Below are 22,482 nucleotides of genomic sequence, written 5' to 3'. Positions count from 1 at the left end.
CCACAAACTAAAACGGATGACAAATCATCTGTTGGGTTTGTAAAGCCTGCTGCCGCCCAGGTAGCTGCGGTACAAAAAGTCTGTAATGACTCTGCTTCTGGAACAGGCGTACCATACTCAATCACAACAGGAAAAACTTGACTACAGCCAGTTATACCAAGATCTACGTAATAAGTTTGCCCACCTTGAATTTGTGTAGTAGCTGCTATAGATACTGTACCTGCAGCATCTGTATACCAATTTAAGCCACCTAAAGCATTATACCCTTCTAAAGGAATATCGTTTAAAGTAGTGGTATCGTCTTTACAAAAACTATCGTAAGTGAAACCTCCTGTAATAATAGTTATCTGTCCTGAACTTGGCGAGCAGCCAGCAGTTCCAGGCAAAGTATAAGTATAAGTATATGTAGCATTAGCTTGAGCTCCTGCCGTAGGATAAGGATTTAATGCACTTGAATGTGGATTACCATTAAAATAAGTAGTATTTGTAAAAATATTTGTTGAATTTGTCCCTAAATAAAGTGTTTGAGAGGGAGCCATATACAAAAAGTCTCTAGGTGCTAACCAACTAACACCTGTAACCGGAACTCCTAAAGCATCGTTAATTTGCATAGCTACATCCACAGTAGGGTCAACAATATAAACATTATTAGTGGGGTCTCCGCACAACACGGGTGTTACCGAAACATCACATTGACTATGCATAGAAACATAGCTACCCAAAAACATGACTATTACTAGTAAAATTCTTTTCATAAGTTAGAATTAAGGTTCTTTTATATAATTATAACAACTGTATACTTGAAATCCCCCTCAAATATTAAATTTTTATTAAAAAAATTTAATAGCTGTATTAAATGAGCACGGAATTTAAGAAAATTTAACGAAATAAAAATAATATTAAGACATAAAAAAAACCGCTAGCATAAACTAACGGTTTTTACAAATATGATACACTTTAATTTACTTTAGTCAATTTTTAATGCTAATGTAAACTCTGAACGTCTATTTGTTTGGTGATCTTCTTCTGTACAACTATCTGCACAATCTACTTTAGGTTTTGTTTCCCCTAAACCATTGCTACTAATTCTATCTGCAGAAACTCCTTTTTCTATAAGATAATCTACTGTAGCTTTTGCTCTTCTCTCAGAAAGTTTTTGGTTATAAGAATTACTACCTCTAATATCTGTATGAGATTCTACCAAGATATCCATATTTGGATACTTAGTTAAAACGTCTACTAATTTATCTAATTCAAATGCTGCTTCTGCAGTGATATCAGACTTATCAAACTCAAAGTATATAGGGTTTAAGTCTATATTTTGTGGTACAATTTCTTTAATTGGAGTTAAAGCAATCTCTAAATTTAATTCACCAACTTCTGATGCTGCAATAGCCTCTGAATTACTTTCATATCCTTCAGCATTAACTTGCACATCGTAAGCCACCCCTTCTGGTAAAGTGAAATTCACCATACCATCTTCTGTAGTTATAGATTTTTCAATCTCTTCTTCTGTATCTGTATTGTAAATTACAACTTCTGCACCTTCAATAACTTTAGCTGTTTCTTCATCTGTAACTTCTACAGCAACTAATAATTCGTTTAACGGAATTATTTGAACAACTTTATAAAGATTATCGTTAGCTACATTTTCTGTAACTCCACTTCTATTAGAACTTAAGTAACCTTCTTTTGCATCTAAATTAAAAGTATAGGCAAAATCATCTCCTGCACTGTTAATTGGCTGTCCTAAGTTTTTTACTTTACCAAATGCGTCTCCTTCAGCTTTTGCATAAAAAACATCTAAACCTCCTAAACCTAACTGACCGTTACTTGAAAAGTATAATGTACCTTCACTATCTATAAAAGGGAAACTTTCTTTTCCTGGAGTGTTTATACTAGAACCTAAATTTACTGGAGTACCATAAGTCCCATCTTCATTAATAGAAACTTTATACAAATCTGACATTCCGCTTCCTCCTGGCATATCACTAGAGAAATAAAGTGTTTTTCCATCAGGACTTAAAGCTGTATGACCCGTAGAATACTCTGAATTATTAAATGGTAAAGATTGTACATCATCCCATTTATCATTTATCAATGTAGCTTTGTAAATTTTTAATTGACCTACCCCTAAAGAATCTTTTTCATAATCTCCATCTGTATAATCATTTCTAGTGAAATACATAGTTTCACCATCTGGAGTAATACTTACTGTACCTTCGTGATATTTAGAGTTTACGTCACCTTTTAATAATTCTGGTTTAAAAATACTATCCTGCATTTTTTTAGAAACATATACATCTAATGTTGGCTGCTTGTTCCATCCATAATCTTTTCTAGATTGATTTCTAGCAGAAACAAAATAAACATTATCACCAAACTCGTACATACCAAAATCAGATAATTCTGTGTTTAAACCCTCTAACTCTTCTACTGTAAATCTTGGAGTATAATCTAACAAGTCGTTAATATAATTTTTATTTTCCTTGTAAGAGATAGCTCTTTCATCATTAGGCATTAATGATGAAAATTGATCCATTGCACTGTTAGACTCATCAAAGTTACCGTTTGCTTTAAGAACTTGAGCATAATTAAAGTAAGCTTCTGCTTCAGGATTTTCTGCTGTATTCAAATAAGTTTTATAGTACTTTTCTGCCTCTACGGTATTGTATAGGTTATAATAAGAATCTGCTAACTGCTTGTAAACATAATCGTCTGCATGACCATCAGAAACAATATCTTCATACTTATCTGCAGCTTTCACATATTTTAACTGACTAAAATACTTATCTGCTTTTTTAGTGTATTTGTTTTGGGCTTGTAAACAAACAGTACTAAGAAATAACATGACTGTTATTATATAATATAATTTTCTCATAACTTTTATTAGTTGTTGTTTTATACTAGAAATATCTTGGAGATCTATAAGTTTTCTGATTAAAGAATACATCGAATATTACAAATGCTTCATAAGAAGGTTGCTCGATATCTGAAATTGAATGATCATAAGCAAAACCTATATGCATCCAATCTGTAGGTTTTACACCTATTAAACCACTCACAGCATCTTCATAACGATAAGAAGCTCCTATTTCAAATTTTTCATAAAACAAGAAGTTAGCATTTAAATCAAAAGATAACGGCGCTCCAAATGCAGACTTAACCAGTGTTGATGGTTTAAATTTTGTATTTTCTGAAAGTTGAAATACATAACCTGCCGTACCAAAAAAGTGAGTATCTTCATTACCATATTCTCTTCCGTCAGGGTCTGCGTCTAAATGAGTTGAAGTCAACATATTAGGCACAGAAAAACCTACATACCATTTATCTGTATAATAGAACACCCCAGCGCCAATATTAGGGTAAGTATTATTTATATTTTCTGAAAACGCGTTATCACCCTGCTGCTGTAATTGTAAACTTGTAAGGTTTACATCATGAAATGTAGCTCCTGCTTTTAAACCAAATGCTAAATTCCCATTGTTTGAGAATCTAAGTGTATAAGAGAAATCTGCATATACATTGGTTTCTTTTACAGGACCATTTTCATCTGAAATAGCAGACAAACCAAGCCCTGTTTTTTCACCAATTGGACTATGAGCATTAAAAGTAAATGTTTTAGGAGCCCCATCTAAACCACTCCACTGGTCTCTATATAAAAGCCCTACACTTAGACTTTCTTTTGAGCCAGCATAAGCAGGGTTAACCACATTCATATTATACATATACTGCGTATACTGTGGATCTTGTTGTGCAAAAGTGTCCATAGCTAAAAACATGGTAACAGTTACAAACAATACTTTATATATTTTTCCCATATTAAAGATTTTGTTTTTTTTCATTTTTATAGATTAAAATTTCACTCCACCCTTATAGTGGAGTGAAAATTTGTAGTTATTAATTTGCAGAACGATTTATGTAAACCCAACCTTTTACAGATTTACCAAATACTGGATCCTCATTTCTTAATTCGATAACATAGTAATACGTACCTGTTTTAAGATCGTTACCATCGTTATCTACACCTGCAAAACTATTTACGTAATCGTCTTTCTCAAAAACTATTCTTCCATAACGATTATAGACTTTCAAGTTTTCTACTCCTGATCTTTCAGATAAAAACTTAAGATCTAAGAAATCATTTAATCCATCTGGAGAGTCTGGTGATAAACCTTGAGAAATAACACAGTCTGCATTATCATAAAAATCTGCAGTAAACTCTTCTGAAGTAAAACAGAAACCATAACCTATTTCATTAACCTCTACTTTATAAATACCTTCATCAGAAACTGATATTGTTGAACTAGTTTCATTAGCTAAAACTTGACCATCTTTATACCATACAAACTCCACCTCATTATCAGCTAAATTATTAACAGTAACAGTTACATCTACAACATCTGTTGTACACATTTCAAAATCTGATAATGGATTCAATTCTGGTAATGTTGCAACTACAACATCTACAGATTCTTGTTGCATACACTCTCCATTATAATCTACTTCTACTGTATAAACTCCAGATTGACCTACTTCTATAGTTTGTGTAGTTTCCCCTGTGCTCCAAGTATAACTAAGTAATGCTGGATCTAATGCAGGTACGCTACCATTATCTATAATAGTAGCTGTCAAGTTTGTACTACCATTGCCACAAAGCTGTAACGGATCTGCACCTAAATCAATATCGTAATCTATAGATATAACATTTACTGTTTTTGTAATAGGGCAATTTGCCTCTCCTACTGTAATTTCATAAACCCCAGGCTCTGTAGCCTCATAATAACTACCAGAAAATGCTAATAAATCACCATTAAATCTCCACGAGTAACTTACATCTGTTAAATCTGCAATATTTTGTGGGGTAGCAATTAAAGGAACACTTGCTTGACTTGATCCGCAAATCACCACTTCTGATGGTAAATTAAGTACTGGCTCTACAAACACATTCAAATCAATCGTCATAATATAATAACAACTAGTAGTTGTTCCTGCTGGATGCCATTCTAATCTTGCATACACAACATCTGAATAAGGTGTTACATTTGTATAAGCACTTGGAGAACTAATAACATTAGTTTCACCTACAGCATCAATCTCTGATGGATAGTAAAAAATATCTACATCTGCAGCAGTCCAATCCGTTCCTCTAATACCTGCGTCTGCAGAAGTTAAATCAAAAGTACCAAAACCTGTACCTATATCATCACAAGTTTGTAAAGGAGATACACACTGTGCTGTAGGACAAATATCTAACTCTGCTTTATCTGAAGATTCAATTACATAAGGAGAACCACAATCTAAACTAAATTCTACACTTGTAGAAATTTCTATAATACCATAAGCGTCGGATATATTAATATCACTTTCTGTAATTGTAAAACAAAATTGATCTCCATTAAATACAGGGTTACTCAGACTACCTATTAGTACACCATTTTTTGTAAGATCTATAGTTAAATCTTGAACGCTAGCTGGATTGGTATTACTAATTGGTTCTTTAACGGTACCACAAACCTCTATAGGAAATGGTAATGATGAATCTACGTTTGCACCACAAGATTCTAAAGAAGAATCTAGCTCAACTACACAATCTAAAGCAGTAGAACTAGCTGTAAACTCTTCCATTGCAACATAACCAAAACTAGGGTCATCACATAAAGAAGCCTCATCATCTCCTACAAAGAAATCATCCATATATATATATCCTGGATGCGCAACATATACACAATCTGCAGCTGTAACCACTAATTTTGCTTTACCTCCAATAATATCTAACGTATTAATTTTCATACATGTCCAGTCTGAGTATAAAACTATACCAGTACCATTTACTAATATACAATCTGACGGGGTCGTTATTACACAACGTTGTGCAAATAAATCTCCGTTACCATCATAAATTGCGATGTTTACATAAGGTTGCTCTTGCGGATCGTGATTTTGATCTTCAAAAACAAAAGCATAGCTAAAAGAAATAACCTCACCAGCTACAAAATCTTTTTCCATATGAGCAACATCATTTCCACTAGTTGGATCATTTAAACGAAATGAGTAATTAGAATTAGGGTTACTTGCATTAGTTGTAGAAATATTTGATTGCTTAGGATCGTTACCTGAGCCAACTAAAGCACCAGCAGTACCATCTGCAGTTGCATTTACATTACTAAACCCAACAGGTGTTAAACCTATTATAGAACCACTACAGGTGTTATAACCATCTTCATTTTCTTGATGATAAATAGTATAATCTGAATCATCTGACTGCCCATTATAAGTTTCAAAATCTGGATTTTTAAAACAACCACATTCTCTATCTTCTACCGTAATAGTTAACGGACTACTCTCTAAACCATTAATTGTTTGGGTTACATAATAAGTAGCTCCATCTACCAATACGAAAGTACTAGGATTAGCAATTACATTACCTAGAACCCCTCCATTATCTTCGTAAAATGTTAAATTTTCACCATAAATATACAATTCTTCAAAGGTATCACCTGGTTGCGTAAAACCTGCATTTAACCAACTAGTAGCAGAACAAAAATATTGATCTGTACTACCTGTAGGCGCAGGGGTTTGACTCCTAGCAACAAAAGAAGCTACCAAAAGCAATCCAGTAATCAAATACTGAAAATAATTAATTCTCTTTTGAGGTATAATGTTCTTCATATTTAAATTTATTTTAAACTTAATAAACCCTGATAGCCATAATAGCTCACTATCAGGGTTTGTAATATATTATTACTCCTTAATTACTTTAACAACTTTTCTAGTTTTACCTACATACACACTTGCAAAATAAACACCTGTTGCAAGGTTATCTAAAGATAATTTAGTTTCTGTAAGACCGATTTTTTTAGATAAAATTTTCTGACCATTTATACTATAAATTTCAATTACATCTATCACAGATCCATTTTCAAAAATAATTTCATTTTTAAATGGATTTGGGTAATAATTTAAAGTATTAAAAACAAGATCTCCTACCTTTAAATTATTTGTATCAAAATCTACAGAACTCACTGCACTTAACACAGGAATACTTGAATCACAAATAGAATATATCTCTGCTGTTAAGCTTGAATTTAAAGGTAAATAATTAATAACTTTATAATCTAGATTACTAGAAACAGTACTAGAATATACCTCCATAGAACTTTCATCATAAACTTTTAGAATATAATCTTCAATACTAGTTAAATCTGCTGGGTTATCCCATTCAATTAAGACACTAGCTGTAGCACCGTCTAAAGAAGCATTCGCGGTAGTCATTGTTAAATTTGTTGGCGCAAGACATTCTAACTCTACTGTTATTGCTAAATAATCACTTTCACAATTATTTAATGTTTGCGTTACATAGTAAGTTTCTCCGTGAGACAACAAATAATTAATTGTTACTTCCCTATACTCTCCTGCATCATTTAAAATATAATATTTTAAATCTGTACCAGTAACATCTAAATCTCCGGTAGTTTCTCCGGTTATGTATAACTGTGTTAAACTTGGAGCAGTTGGTAAGTCTGAAAAACTAACTGTAATATTTATATCACTAGTAACATCTGTACAAGAAACAAAATCTAAAGTAGCTGTATAATTGTACACTCCAGCATTAGATTGCGTAAAATAAACCTGGTTCACACCAGACCCATCGTAAGGAGATGTTGCTTCCTCATCAAAATACAAATCTGTAATTGGAGACCAGGTAACAAAGCCATCTGCAAACTTTCTCTCTAATATAACATCATCTATTGCAAGCCACCAGCTCCAAGAACCATTGATATTAAAAGCAACTTGCACATCACTTGAGCCTACATAACTAGATAAATCTAAAGACATGTCTTCAAAATTAAGAGCGTCAAAATCACCAGATATACTAGTTCGTAAATCTTGCCAAGCTCCTTGATCCACACGTATATACACATCAAAATAAGACAAATTATTTGTTAAATTATACCCATAATCTTTAAATAAATATTTAAATGACAGAGTAGCACTTGCTGTACCTACGAAGTTAAATGAAGGAGAGATTAAGTAATTATCTACAGAACCTCCAGAACCAACTTTATTAGGAATTGTAACAAAGAAATCTGAATTATCATCAGTAACTATATTATCTAATTGATATCCTGTAGGTGAGAACGGAGAACTAACAATTTGCCAATCTGCAGCTGGAACATTTACTAATCCAGATGTTTGAGATGAATTTTGCAAAGTCCAACCGTCTTGGCCATTGTTAAAATCATAAATAGATGACCCAGCAGTTAAACTTAATATTTCATCTGTACAAATATCTACATCACCATCAGGTATAACCCCTAAAGAATCTATACCATTAGCTTCAATATCTATAGTAGTAGAGGTTGAACAAGTAGTAATAGGGTTATAAGCATCTACTGTAAATGTTGTATTTGCAACAACTACTGGATTAACGTTAGCACCAGTTAAGGTTTGTGCTCCATTTACATCTGTCCAACTCCATGTATATACATAATCAGAATCACTACTTGATGCATATAAATCAGCTGTACTTCCTACACACACAAGCATATCTGTAGCAGTAGCAGTAACAGAAGCTACATCATGCACTACAGCATCAACTGGCACACGAGCAGTTTCACACAATTCTTCCGGACCTCTAATTGTCCAGTTATAAAAATAATAATACCCAGTATTAGAACTTCCTGTAGTATTAGCTCCACTTGTAATTTCTGCACCAGTACCTAAAGCGTATGGAAAAGTTGCATCTGTTGAAGCAGTATAGTACATAGATGGACCACTCGTTTTTCTTAAATAATATGTCCCAGGACTCGAGATAGTCCAATTTAAAGTTATAGTGTTTAAAGTTGGATTTGAAGTTGTACCACCATTAACTGCTATAGTTTTTGTTAAAGGAACAAAACCAGTTGACCCTCCAGCCAACTCTAATTCTAAATTATCAGTACCAGCAACATATACATCTACACTAACTATAGTTAACGGCTGAACTACATCAATAATAACCCCATAATTTAACGAACTCGTACTTGAAGCTACAGGTCCAAGATTACCTTGATTAGTCATCTCGCCTTCACCTACAAAAACTTCTGTTGCATAATAAGTTTGTGTTTGTGATAAAGTAGGGGTTGTAAATGTTGACCCAACTCCTACAGGCTCTCCACCTGTTGCTTGGTCATACCAGTAAACCTCTGTATAACTATCATATTGACTAGAATTTTTGGTAACAGATAATGTTAACTCTCCACTTTCACAAACTTCATCAGCTTGCCCGTTACTAACACCACCTAAATCTGTTAAACAGAAAATTTCTTCAAAAGTAACCATTAAATAAGGGCTCTCACACGAAGCTATGTTTTGAGTAACAAAATACACATCCTGATCACTCAACAATACACTATCTAAAGGAGCTGTTACTTCCATACCAGGCACACCTGAATTATTATCATACCATTTAAGCGTAGCACCATCAATTGTTGGATTTACTCCAGCGCTAGTAATCGAAAAATCTGCCAAAGTTTGACCTGCAATAAAAGGCTCTACAGCATCCCCCGCTGGAGCTATCCAAGTTGAACATTCAAAACCTTCAATATCTATCGTATAACTAGAATTAATAGGCGCTCCACTAGCATCTACAGTGGCAAGTACTATATACAAGTCTTGTCCCGCTGTAACAAAAAGACTATTTACCTCAAAATCTTGACCATTTGTTGAAGACCCTCCATCAAAACAAATACCATTTGTACCACCAATATCATTACAATCTTCGTAAATAAACAATCCAGTTGTCGCTGAAGCACTTAAATTTGAAACACTTACAGTTAAAATATCATCTTGAGATGAAGTAAAATGGTAAACTACTTCATAACCATCTAAAATATCTAGAGAAGTACCACAATTACCTCCTGGCGCTCCGCTATAATCTTCTGAACCAAAAACATCTGTTTGATTAGTATTTGTATATGGTAAATCAATACTATTATTTGGAGTACCTACCGTTTGATTAACCTCTATAGCAACCTCACAATAAGATCCTATTGCTATAGTACGGAAAGACTTAGGTGCTGACCATTCACTTTTATCTGTAGGACCACAAACTGACCTTACGTAAACATAATAAATTTGCCCATCATTTAAACCTGTTAATGAAGCCGTCATACCTCCATTTGAATCAACAGTACCTGTCACTGTTTGAAACGGGTTATTACAACTAGGATTAGGAATAGAACTCCCAGTAGGTACAAGTTCAAATGTACAATAGGCTACTTCCCATTCTGTAGCATTTGGATTATTTAAATCTATCCAAGAAATATTTGCTGAGTCAAAAGTAACACTAGATTCATCTATTTCCACTTTTGTTGGACTAACACATGAAACCTGCTCTACTGCAGTAAATCTATCTACATAAACATTTACATCTGTACCAGTATGGTTAACTACCATTTGCCAAGCAAAATTTGATCCTGCTGGTAAATTAGTTGAAGATATTACATCTGTTTGAGTTGAACAATCTAAAGTTGCACCAGTTAAAGTGGTGTAAGTAGTCCAAGTTGTACCACTATCTGCAGAATATTGCAAATCTATGGATACTGAATTTGCTGCCACAGGATTTCCCGTAAGAGGGCTTACTACTTTATACTGAAACGAAACTTCTATATTTTGACCTGTGGTAACTTGAGAGCCGTAAGATAACACCCTAGTACCTCCTGTTGAAGAAACACTTAAAGATTGACTACCTGAACAAGCATTTGTATTAGTAATATCAAACGGAGGCAAGCCGGAAGACCAACTCGTGAAGTCTGAAAGACTTGAGCCGCCTTCAAAATCTTCATAAACAAGTACCTGTGCATTTACCGTACTTATTCCGAAGAAAAAAAGCAAAAGCACTATACTTAAAAATAAGTGATTTTTATTCATCTTTAATTAAATTTGAAAAATATTAATAAAATTTTATTTAAAACAACAAGAGAAAATTAAATGATTTTTCTCTTGTTGTTTTGTAGCAGTATAACTATTCTTTAACTACCTTAAATATCGTTAATTTACCACTTACAGTAACTTTCACAAAATAAGTACCTGTAGCTAAATGACTAACATTAAGATTAACAATATTTTGAGTTGAGTGCTCTTCAATTACTTTTTGCCCTAACAAACTATAAACCTCAACTTGATCAATAGCATTTGTATTTTCTATAGTGATGTTATCACGCATTGGATTAGGGTAAAAATTAAGATTTGCAAACAAAGGATCATCCACATCTAGAGAACCTACGTGTACTGTAATAGCTAATTTTTCACTTTCACACAGACCATTTGAAGTTTGCGTTACATAGTAAGTATTTTGATCTTGTAAAGTAACCTGAGAAGGATCTATTTGTGTAAAGATTAACCCATCTACACTTGTATACCAAGTAAGATTATCTCCAAAAACTATAAGACTTTCTACAGTATCTCCCTGAACAAAAGGTTGATTAACTGTAGCAATAGGAAGATCTGAATTATCTTTCACACTTACAATTACTGCCAACCTTCCATCACTTTCACAACTATCTATTGTTTGTGAAGCATAGTAAATTTCGCCATCTACTAAATCTGAATTTATTGCTAAAGGAGAACTAGACACATCACTACTATACCATTTAACATCTGTACCTGTAACCACTAAATCAGCAATCGTTGATCCATCACAAAAATCTTGTGCTCCGTTTCCTGTTGGAGTTGCTGTAGGAACATCATTTACAGTAATTGTAACTTCAGTTCTTGGTGACTCACAAAGAATCTCTGCCGCTCCGACAGTCCAATTAAAGAAGTAATAATAGGTTTGTGTTGTAACACCACTAGCACCATAAGTACCTGAAGTAACATCTCCATAAACACTATTTACACCTATAGGATATGGATAACTTGCACTATAATCTCTTACCATATCAATCACTCCCTGTTGAACTAATCTATAATTTCCTGGATTTATCTCAAAACCTAAATTAACAGTAACTGGAGTAGTTCCATCCATATCAGGAACAGTAACTGTCACTGTACGTAAGACAGTATTAGTATCATCATCTACCAATTCTATATCAAAAGTACCAGCTTCACCTAAAGGATAAACTTCCACTGAATACAACGTAAACAATTGATTTGCAGTAAATTTAACCCCGTAATTAGAACCTCCAAAATCTGAGGTACCAACTGGGTTTGGTTTTGCAAAACCAGAAACAGGAATATCATCTCCTGTAAAAGCCTCACTAACCCAATAAGAAGTAGTTTGAGTTACCGTAGAAGTAAAATCTGAACCAGTAGCCACAACATCACCACCAGTTGCTGCATCATACCATATAATTTCATTACCTGTACCTCCTGCAATAGCAGAAAGATTAACATCTCCACCTGGAGAACAAATTATAATATCATCTATCTGGGTTATTCCTAAAGCAGAACAATCAAACTCTACCACAGTTACTGCAACCGCAGCACTCTCACATCCTAATACAGTTTGTGTAACATAATAAGTATTTCCATCTACTAAAACTTCTGTAGTAGGATCTGCTATAGGCATAGTTAATGCAGCATCAGTATACCAAGTTACAGCTGTACTATGCACATAAGCTTCTGCGCTTATATCTGATAAATAATCACCACTAATAAAATATGGAGAAGAAGACACTCCTACTAAAGGAACAGTTGCACAATCAAATCCATAAATATCTAAAGTATAATTTACGGTATTTGATTCAGAAGAAATAACTATATACAATGTCTCTCCCGCTAAAACTTCATAATCTGAAATACTTATAGAAGATGATGTATCATCATTAGTCCCCCCATCTAAGCAATTAATCCCAATATCACCACAGCTAGTATAGATATACATACCAGTTTCTAAATTAGTAATTCCAGTTAATTCTATTTGTAAAATATCATCATTAAGAGGATCTGCGGTATATTGATAAACCACTTCATATCCATCTAAATAATTAGAACCCGGGCAGCTTGAACCTGGATTGCCTTCAAAATTGTTACCATATATAGAAGTAGAATCATTTGTAGTGTAAGGCAAACTTGTATAATCTACTAATACATCTCCTGTTTGATTTACTGTAGCAACAACTTCTGTACGAGGTGACTCACAAACAAGTTCTCCAGTTGACACTGTCCAATTAAAAAAGTAATAATAATTTGCTGATGCATTACCATTAGTTCCCGTACTACCTGAAGTTACCGAACCTAAAGACCCTCCTGGACCTATAGGATAAGGAAATGAATTTAACACTGTACCAGAATCACGTACTAAATCAATAGACCCCTGCTGCACTAACCTATAATTACCTGGCGGGATAACAAAATTAAGAGGCACCGTTACAGGTGTTGTTCCATTTAAATTTGCCACCGTCACCGTTTGAGTATATAAAGAACTACTTGTACTATCATCAATTAATACAATATCAAATGTACCTGCTTCACCTAAAGGATATATTTCAACATCTAGAATAGTAAATTCTTGCGTTGCAGTAAACTTAACTCCATAATTACTACCTCCAAAATCAGAAGTTCCTAGAGGCGCAGGTTTAGCATTACCCGCAGAAATATACCCGTCTGCTCTAACCTCACTAACCCAATAAGAGGTAGTACTAGTTAATATAGGCGTATCGAAACTACCTCCAAACGCAAGAGGATCACCCCCAGAAGCAACATCATACCAATACAAATCATCACCTGTACCAGAGCCTGTCGCCGTTAACTGCATGCTACCTTGACAACTCACCGCATTTCCTGCAGATGAAACTATTGCCAAAGCACTACAATCAATCTCACTTACAGTTATAGCTAAAGGAGCACTTTCACAACCGTTATAAGTTTGAGTTACATAATAAGTTGTATTATCTACTAACAATTCTGTATCTAAAATAGGGTTAGTAGCACCTGGACCAGCGTACCAATTAAAAGTTGAAGGACTCTCTGTAGCATTAACTTCTAAATCAGAAACCATATCCCCGCCAACAAAATCTTGAGGACTAGGTCCTGTTGGAGACATCACTGACGAACAACTAAACGGAACTATATCTAAAGTATACCCCACAGTAGAAGTCAACCAACTAGAAACTAAAATATAATATGTTGTACCTCCTGTCATTTGAAAATCTTCAATACCAAAATCAGCATCACTTGGTCCCGCAACAGCTCCTGCAACACAAGAAGATCCCACATCAGCACAATCAGTATACACAAACACACCTGCATAAAAATTAGATAAATTAGACATTAAAATATCTACCATTTCATCAGCAGCCGGAGTGTATTCATAATAAACTTCATAACCATTTAAATAATTCTCAACAGAACCACAACCAGAACCTACCGGCCCTGAATTATTATTTTGATAATTTCCTGTATTATCTGTAGCAGAATAAGGTATGCTCGCCACATTTAAATTCACATTACACCCAGCGCCAGGAAATAAAGTTTCAAAAGTATACGGACCTTCCCATGAACTAAAATCACCTCCACCACAATCAGTTTGAATATACATATCATACTCTACACCACTAGTTAAGCCAGTAACAGTAAAAGGGCTAGTACTTGCAGACACAGTAGTACCAGTACCTTGAGTAAAACCTAAAGGACCGTACTCTATATCCCAACCAGAAGCATTAGCACCATTATAATCTATCCAAGAAACATCAGCGGTAGTCTGTGAAATATTATCAACCACAACACTATAAGGCTCTATACAAGAAGGTAGTGACTCTATAGAAATATCATCTATTGCCACATCATTATAAAGAGCACCTCCTCTCTCAGCTTTAAACCTAACTTTAACAGGACCCGTTATAGTGTAAGAACTAAAATTCACAAAAGCAAATAACCAAGGATCTGTATCACTAGTTTGCTGTTGACCAAGAACAACAAAAGCATCATTATTCCAAGCAGTCCCATCAAAAAAGTCTACACGAAGGTCAACAATAGCAGAACCATACATGTGGTAAAAAAACTTTAATCCAGGATTAGACACAGAAGACACATCAATAAGAGGAGTCTCCAAAACAGCAACATCTCCCTGAGCACCACTACTTCCTTCAACATAAAAATAATTTACACCACTATATGCGCCCGATGGCCCAGTCGAACTTGAAGGAGTACCCCCATTTCCATCTATATTCCAATCAAATGCTCCCGTAGAACTCTCTATCCAACAAAGAGACTCATCAAAAGACGTAGTAGTTGCATGAGACTCAACATCATCAAACCAAGGCGCTAAATAACTAGGACACAAGGTTTCAACCACAAGAGGACCAACCCAAGTACTTAAGTCTCCAGCCCCACAGTTTGAACGAACATAAATATCATAAGATGTCTGAGAAGACAAACCTGTTAACGTATAAGGGTTACTCGTTACACCGCTTACAACGGGCGTACCTGTTGGCGTGAAACCAGAAAAACCATACTCAATATCCCAACTAGTTGAATTACTAGACCAAGAAATACCAGCAGCTGAAGCAGTAATATTAGAAGCCGATAAAGAAGATGGCGGATAACAAGAAGGTCCATTTTCTACAGCTATATCATCTAAAGAAATATCACCATTAAAAGAACCCGAACCCCTCTCTGCTCTAAACCTAAACTGAACAACTCCAGAATAAACAGAAAGATCTACAAAAGCCTTTACCCAAGGATCTGCCTGCGCAGTTTGCTGCTCACCTGAAATCACAAAAACATCATTATCCCAAGTAGAACCATTACCTACATCAATATGTAAAGTACCTATATCTGCACCATACATATGGTAATAAAAAGAAAGAGCTGGAGCAGTTAAAGAGCTTATATCTACAGACGGACTTTCTAACCAAGCTTCATCTCCAGAAGAACCTGAAGAACCCTCTACATACAAATAATTACTACCGCTATAAGCCCCAGAAGGACCCGTATTTGTAGACGGAGTACTACCATTACTATCTATATTCCAATCGTAAGTCCCATCTGACCCAGATAACCAACAACCAAAAGTACTTAAACTTAAAGAAGCAGAATAAGACTCTAGATCATCAATATAAGGACTTGAATATACCCCACAAGCAGTAGTATAACTAAAAGGCCCAACCCAAGAACTATAACTACCAGATCCACAATTTTCTCTCAAATAAAAATCATAATCTGCTGAAGGTGCTAAACCCGTAACTGTATAAGGATTTGAAGTAACACTAACAGTTGTACCAGCACCAGGAGTAAAACCTGAAGCACCATACTCTATATCCCAAGCTGAGCCAATAGATGACCAACTTAAGGTAGCAGTAGTTGACGAACCTGTTAACGCTACAGAAGCAGGAGTAGGTGCAGCACAAAGCACATCAACCACCGCGACATCATCTAAATACCAACCTGACCTCTGAAGAGAACCATCACTTTCCAATCTAAAACGCACTACAAATTGAGTGCTAGAATCATAAGCTGACAAGTCAAACTGCTCTTTTTTCCACCAAGAATTAGTTGGAGTCGTTGCGGTAGTACCCCAATCACTATAAGAATCTTCATCAAAAGTACCATCATCAACTAAAACACCAGCACCAATATATTCAGAAGCAGTTGGCGCTGCAAAGGTTACCCCTCCATCTGTAGAAAACTCTACAATCGCCTCATCAAAATTACCCTCTACCTTTGCTATATGATAAAACTCTAAATATGGAGTTCCAGAAAAAGCAGTTAAATCAATAGAAGAGGTGAGATAAATTACATTATTATTATTTGCGGTATAAACATTCTTCACAGATTGCGAACCACCATTAACAATAGATGATTCTACAGTCCAATTAACATTATTACCCACATCGTTTGAAAATACACCTAAGCCAGACTCAAAATCTTCCGTAAAAACCTGAGCACCAAGCTCTAAAGAAGAAAGCAGTAAGAGAATAATTCCAAATAAATTAAAGTATTTTTTTTTCATGGATTATTTATTTTATTTAACTAATTCGTCAAATATAGCATTTTTTTATATCTTTTTTACAAATCTTTAACACTAAATAAACCATTTGAAACAAAAAAACACCTAACCAAATTATGAAAATTTCGGGCAGGTGTTTTAAATATATTAAACGGTTATTCTTTAAGTAATTTATAAACAGCCACCTTTTCTCCTATAATTACTTCTAACATATAAGAACCTGTAGCCAACATAGATGTATCCACTCTCAACGTAGAACTATTAGCATTAACACTATAAACTTTTTGCCCTAATAAATTATAAATACTTATATTATTAATTGGAGTAGAATTCTCTATAATAACATAAGCTTTTGTAGGATTAGGATAATACACCAACTTTTCAAAAACAGGATCATCATTACCAAGAGTAATATGAACCGTAACAGGTAAAAGATCACTTTCACAAAATGCTACAGGACTTTGGGTCACATAATATGTTTGTTGATCTTTCAATACCTCTGATGCAGGATCTGGAATTTCTTGAATACCATACTGATCATAGTACCAAGTTAAGTTATCTCCTAAAACTATCAAATCTGATACAGTAGAACCTAAAACAACACCTTGATTTGTTGAACCATTTGGCAAATCAGCTTGATCAGTAATCTTAACTGTTACAGAAAGACGCATATCACTCTCACAAGCATCTAATAATTCAGATGCATAATAAACAGAGCCGTCAACTAATGTCGTATTAGCAGATAACATACTATAATTAGTATTTCCGCTATACCAAATTATCTCTGAATTTACCGATGAAGCAGAAGCAACTAAGTCCGCTATAGTTGCACCCTCACAGAAGGTTTGGCTTGCACTACCAGCAGGAGCAGAAGGCACTACATCGTTCACAGTAACTACCACCTCTTGAGGAGATGATTCACAAATAACCTCTCCATCAGTCACTATCCAATTATAAAAGAATCTATAATAGTAATCATATTCATATGTAGAGTACGTATAACGAGAAGTTGTAATTTGACCAAAAGAACCTAAAGACATTGGATATTGCACATAAGAATTAGAAAAATCATACTCATACATTAAATCAGCCGAATTTGTTTTCATTAAATAATAATCACCAGGACCCGGAACATCAAAAACAACTGGCAATACAACCTTTGTAGGAGATGAATCTGAACCTGCAGGAATTGTATAACTTTTAGAGTCTAAGACATTTTCAGAAGAATCCCACAATTCAACATCTACCGTTCCTCCACTTCCGGTTGAATAGACATCTACAGAACTAATAGTAAATGCAGAGTTAGCTGTGAACTTTAAACCTGCAGTTGTTGTAGAGCCATAGCCATAAGTCCAATTTGTTAAACCATAACCTCCATAATAATTCCCATCACTAAACACCTCACTCACCCAATAAGATGTAGTTTGCGAAACGTTTGTAGAATATGTATCACCCACATGAATTGGCGATGTTGAAGCTGCACTATCATACCAAAAAATTTCACTTCCAACACCTGAAGTTTGCGCCATCAAATCTACATTACCTCCTGGAGTACATATAGTTACACTAGGGTCATTTGTAATATCCAAATTAGTACAGAAAAATTCTTGAGGGCTAACAGCTAACAAAGCACTCTCACATCCTAAAATAGTTTGAGAAACATAATAAGTAGTCCCATTCACCAATACTTCTGAAGTTGGATCCATAATTTGCATTGTTCCACCAGCATCACTATACCATGTTAAATTAGTAGAATTAATATTTTCATCAACATCAATATCACTTAAAACATCACCTGAAACAAAATATGGAGTCACACTATCTATCTCTGGAAGATCTATATTACTACAATCAAAACCATAAATATTTAAAGTATAATTAACAGAACCTGATGAAGAAGATATTACTATAAATACGTTTTCTCCTGCAGAAATATAATAATCTTCGATAGTAACACTTGAAGATCCACTTATCAATAAACCATCTATACAATTAACACCTATATCTCCACAACTATCGTAAATAAATATTCCCGCATTAGAATTATTAACACCCGTCAATTCAATCGTTAATATATCATCATTAGTAGGATCTGCTGTGTATTGATAAACCACATCATTACCATCTAAAACACCTGAACCATCACAAGAAGACCCAGCATCTCCAGATAAATTATTTCCATACAAAGCAGTAGAATTAGTATCTGAATAATTTAAATCATTATAATCTAGAATAACATCACCCGATTGATTAACAACTGCTACCGCTTCGTCTCTAATTGACTCACAAACAAACTCATCTTCACTTATTGTCCAATTATAAAAAAAGTAATTATAATAACTAACTGCAGATGCCGTTACACTAGTTGCCCCACCTATCAATTCCGAATCACCTAAATTGTAAGGATAAGAAGGTGTATTATACTCATACATTAACGATACTGAGCCTGAAGTTTTTAGCAACCTATATTCTCCAGCTGTAGGAATATTAAAATTTAATGGCACCGTTGCTGCTACAGGCGCAGAATTACTCCCCCCTCCTGGAACTGCAAAAGTTGTAGAAGCTATCTCTACTCCAGAATCATCAAAAAGACCTATATCTATACTACCAGCAGTAGATGCTGCAGAATAAATATCTACACTAACTAATGTTGTAGCTCCAGTAATATTCATTACAACCCCACGATTTGTCAATGTTGAACTATACCCATATTGAGGTGACATCATACCATAACCACTAGACTGACCAGAACCAACTAACCGTACTTCTGAAGCCCAATACGAAGTAGTTTGAGTAAGCTCTGGAGTTTTAAAATTACTCCCTATCCCTACAATATTACCTCCTGTAGAAGCATCATACCAATAAATTTCACTTCCAGTACCACTTGCTACTGCAGTAAGATCTAATTGACCTCGACAAGAAGCAATATCACCAGTAACCGAAATAATATCTAAAGTAGAACAATCTATTTCATCAACGGTAACCGCCTCAAGACTACTTTCACAACCATTAAACACCTGACTAACATAATAAGTAACCCCATCTACCAATAAGGTAGTATCAGGTATAACAGTTGTACCACCAGCATCACTATACCAAATAAAAGTAGCTCCTGGTTCCGTCGCAATCACTTCTAGATCTGAAATGAGATCCCCGGAAACAAACTCTTGAACCGACACTACACTCGGCACATTAATTGAAGTACAACTAAAAGGAATTATATCTAAAGTGTAACCAATAGTTGAACTTAACCAACTTGACACTACAATATAATAATCTTCTCCTGCAGTGACAGAAAAATTTTCTATCCCAAAATCTGCATCACTCGGTCCGGCAATAGCTCCCGCCAAACAAGAACTCCCAACATCACCACAACTATCATAAACAAATACTGATGCATAAAAACCTACAAGATCAGATAATAAAATATCTACCAATTCAGTATTAGGTGCTGTAAATTTATAAACAACATCATTTCCATTAAGATAATTTTCTGTTGTTCCACAACTAGTCCCTGGAGTACCTTGAAATGGATCTCCATAATTCGATGAATTATTAATATTAGTATAAGGCACAGTCGTAACCTGAATATCTCCATTTAAATCTACAGTAGCCACCACTTCTTCTCTCGGTGACTCACAAGCAACATCACTAATTATTACTTTATAATCGTGAGTTTCTCCATAACTAACCCCTGGATTACAAGCATCGGCAGGAGCAGCTAACCACCCTCCCATCACTCTCATAACCGTAGCCCCACCATTAGCCGCAGGAATAGTAATTGAACCTACAGTATTGGAAGAACCACTAGCTGAAGTAAAAAGTAATTCTGAACTACTAAATATACCATCTTGATCTAAATCTATCCAAATTTTTAAATATTGATCACTATAATTATGAGTAGCAGAAAAATTATAAGTACTTCCAATATTCATCACCCCTACTAACGAAGAATCTGTAGTGTAATCTGAGTAGTTCCCAGTAGAACATCCCGTTCCTGTATGATATATACCTGCACTAGACATATCAAAATCATCAATATCATCACCATACGTACAGCCTGCTGAATATGCAGGAACACAATAAACAGGCGTACTTCCATTAGAACCCGAAACCATTTTTATCTCTGAAGCCCAATATGATGTTGTTGAAGATATAACTGGGGTTGTAAAACTAGCCCCTGTACCTACTATATTGCCACCTATTGCAGCATCATACCAATATATATCATCTCCGTTACCAGAAGCTACAGCAGACAAGATAGCTGTACCTTGACAAGCTATAGTACCTCCAGTTGTACTAGTCACATCTAAGTTAACAGCAGAACAATCTATAGTAGTACTAAAACTGTAAGGCCCTTCCCAAAGACTATTTCCATTTGCTGTTCCGCAGTTAGATTGAATATAAAACTCATAATCTGTCGCTAATGTTAAACCTGTTATCGTAGTAGGATTTGCAGTAACGACTTGAGACGTACCTGTCCCTTGAGTAAAACCAGGAGCACCATACTCTATATTCCAAGAAGCTGGAGCAACAGAGTTAAGATCTGTCCAAGAAATGTCTACACTTGTTGTTGTTTCATTTCCAGACTGTACATTTGTTGGAGCCAAACAACTTGGCGCATCTTGATAATAAACTGTAATCTTCCAAGTATTATTATCTACCTTATTATAATATGTACCACAACCATCATTGGGAGTAGTATTCCCCCAAGTTCTCCAAGCCTCCATCTCAAAAACTAAATTAGTATTTCCCGCATAAAAACCATTAGCCATAGTTAAGCCAGTCCTAGAATACGAATAGGTACCTCCAGTTCCTACCCCACTAACTTCCGTCTCTTTAAAACCTGTATTTTGAAAATGAATTCTTGACATTTGTTCAGACATATACGCTCCGTTATTTGCAGTCATATCATACTCTACATCAACACCTACTACCTCCCAACTCCCAGTAGCAGCAGGCAATGTAATTGTAAGTGCAGTAGACGCACCATTACAAGTAGCATCAAATGCACTATATGCGGTCGGAATATCTCCAGACGTATAAGTAGCAGATATAGTTTGCACTTGAGCAAATACACTCAAAGAACAAAAGAAAAAGCAACATATAAAAAACTTAAAGTATTTTTTCTTCATAATTAATCCCTATATAATTAAACAATAAAACTTTACGAATATATATTATTTTTTTGTTAAATATATGTGTTAAATCAAATAAAATTCAACTTAAACTTGCGGAAAATTTAATAATTTTTAAATTGTTTTGCGAATAACCTATACTACATTAAACATAAAATAAAAAACAGTCAGAACACCACTTAAGCTTTAACACAATAAACAGACGCAACTATTTACAAAAAATGTCTCAACACATTACTAATATATTTTACAAGCTATTTTTATATATTAATTTCTCTAAAAAGAAGTTAATTTTTTCGAACACTTGGCTTATTTAATTATTTTCGCCTAGAAATCACAGGGAAAAATTTGACTGATTGCAACCCTTAAAAATGCTAAAGCAGTAAATCACTACTTTAAGCTACCTTTCAG

General features: G+C 34.6%; 7 protein-coding genes. All 7 read right to left on the bottom strand.

The features are described from left to right. On the bottom strand, nucleotides 1-755 hold a 755-nt coding region (locus BUC03_RS11960), incomplete at its 3' end, for a hypothetical protein (RefSeq protein WP_143159193.1). 212 nt (nucleotides 756-967) lie between these two features. After that, the gene (locus tag BUC03_RS11955) at nucleotides 968-2,881 is read right to left on the bottom strand and encodes an OmpA family protein (RefSeq protein WP_073152335.1); all 1,914 of its coding nucleotides are present in this window, start codon (nucleotides 2,879-2,881) and stop codon (nucleotides 968-970) included. Between the two features lie 25 nt (nucleotides 2,882-2,906). Next, entirely contained in the window at nucleotides 2,907-3,821 is a 915-nt protein-coding gene (locus BUC03_RS11950) for a PorP/SprF family type IX secretion system membrane protein (RefSeq protein ID WP_073152332.1), read from the bottom strand. Between the two features lie 79 nt (nucleotides 3,822-3,900). Further along, the gene (locus BUC03_RS11945) at nucleotides 3,901-6,672 is read right to left on the bottom strand and encodes a T9SS type B sorting domain-containing protein (protein ID WP_073152302.1); all 2,772 of its coding nucleotides are present in this window, start codon (nucleotides 6,670-6,672) and stop codon (nucleotides 3,901-3,903) included. A gap of 72 nt (nucleotides 6,673-6,744) precedes the next feature. Then, on the bottom strand, nucleotides 6,745-10,914 hold the full coding sequence (locus BUC03_RS11940; protein WP_073152300.1) for an Ig-like domain-containing protein: 4,170 nt from the start codon (nucleotides 10,912-10,914) through the stop codon (nucleotides 6,745-6,747). A 94-nt stretch (nucleotides 10,915-11,008) separates the two neighbouring features. Next, on the bottom strand, nucleotides 11,009-16,936 hold the full coding sequence (locus BUC03_RS11935) for an Ig-like domain-containing protein (protein ID WP_073152297.1): 5,928 nt from the start codon (nucleotides 16,934-16,936) through the stop codon (nucleotides 11,009-11,011). A gap of 152 nt (nucleotides 16,937-17,088) precedes the next feature. Then, a complete protein-coding gene (locus tag BUC03_RS11930; RefSeq protein WP_084112933.1) occupies nucleotides 17,089-22,068 on the bottom strand; it encodes an Ig-like domain-containing protein in 4,980 nt (1,659 codons plus the stop codon). Nucleotides 22,069-22,482 lie beyond the last annotated feature (414 nt).

It is taken from the genome of Mesonia phycicola (assembly GCF_900141885.1).
In the GTDB taxonomy this organism is placed as follows: Bacteria; Bacteroidota; Bacteroidia; order Flavobacteriales; family Flavobacteriaceae; genus Mesonia; species Mesonia phycicola.
Note: the sequence above shows the minus strand (reverse complement) of the source record. Positions and strands in the feature narration are given on the sequence as shown.

Bases quoted from the DNA above. Each gene is read 5' to 3' on its own strand.
- BUC03_RS11955 (WP_073152335.1), bottom strand. From the start codon at position 2,881: ATGAGAAAATTATATTATATAATAACAGTCATGTTATTTCTTAGTACT.
- BUC03_RS11945 (WP_073152302.1), bottom strand. From the start codon at position 6,672: ATGAAGAACATTATACCTCAAAAGAGAATTAATTATTTTCAGTATTTG.
- BUC03_RS11950 (WP_073152332.1), bottom strand. From the start codon at position 3,821: ATGGGAAAAATATATAAAGTATTGTTTGTAACTGTTACCATGTTTTTA.
- BUC03_RS11940 (WP_073152300.1), bottom strand. From the start codon at position 10,914: ATGAATAAAAATCACTTATTTTTAAGTATAGTGCTTTTGCTTTTTTTC.
- BUC03_RS11935 (WP_073152297.1), bottom strand. From the start codon at position 16,936: ATGAAAAAAAAATACTTTAATTTATTTGGAATTATTCTCTTACTGCTT.
- BUC03_RS11930 (WP_084112933.1), bottom strand. From the start codon at position 22,068: ATGAAGAAAAAATACTTTAAGTTTTTTATATGTTGCTTTTTCTTTTGT.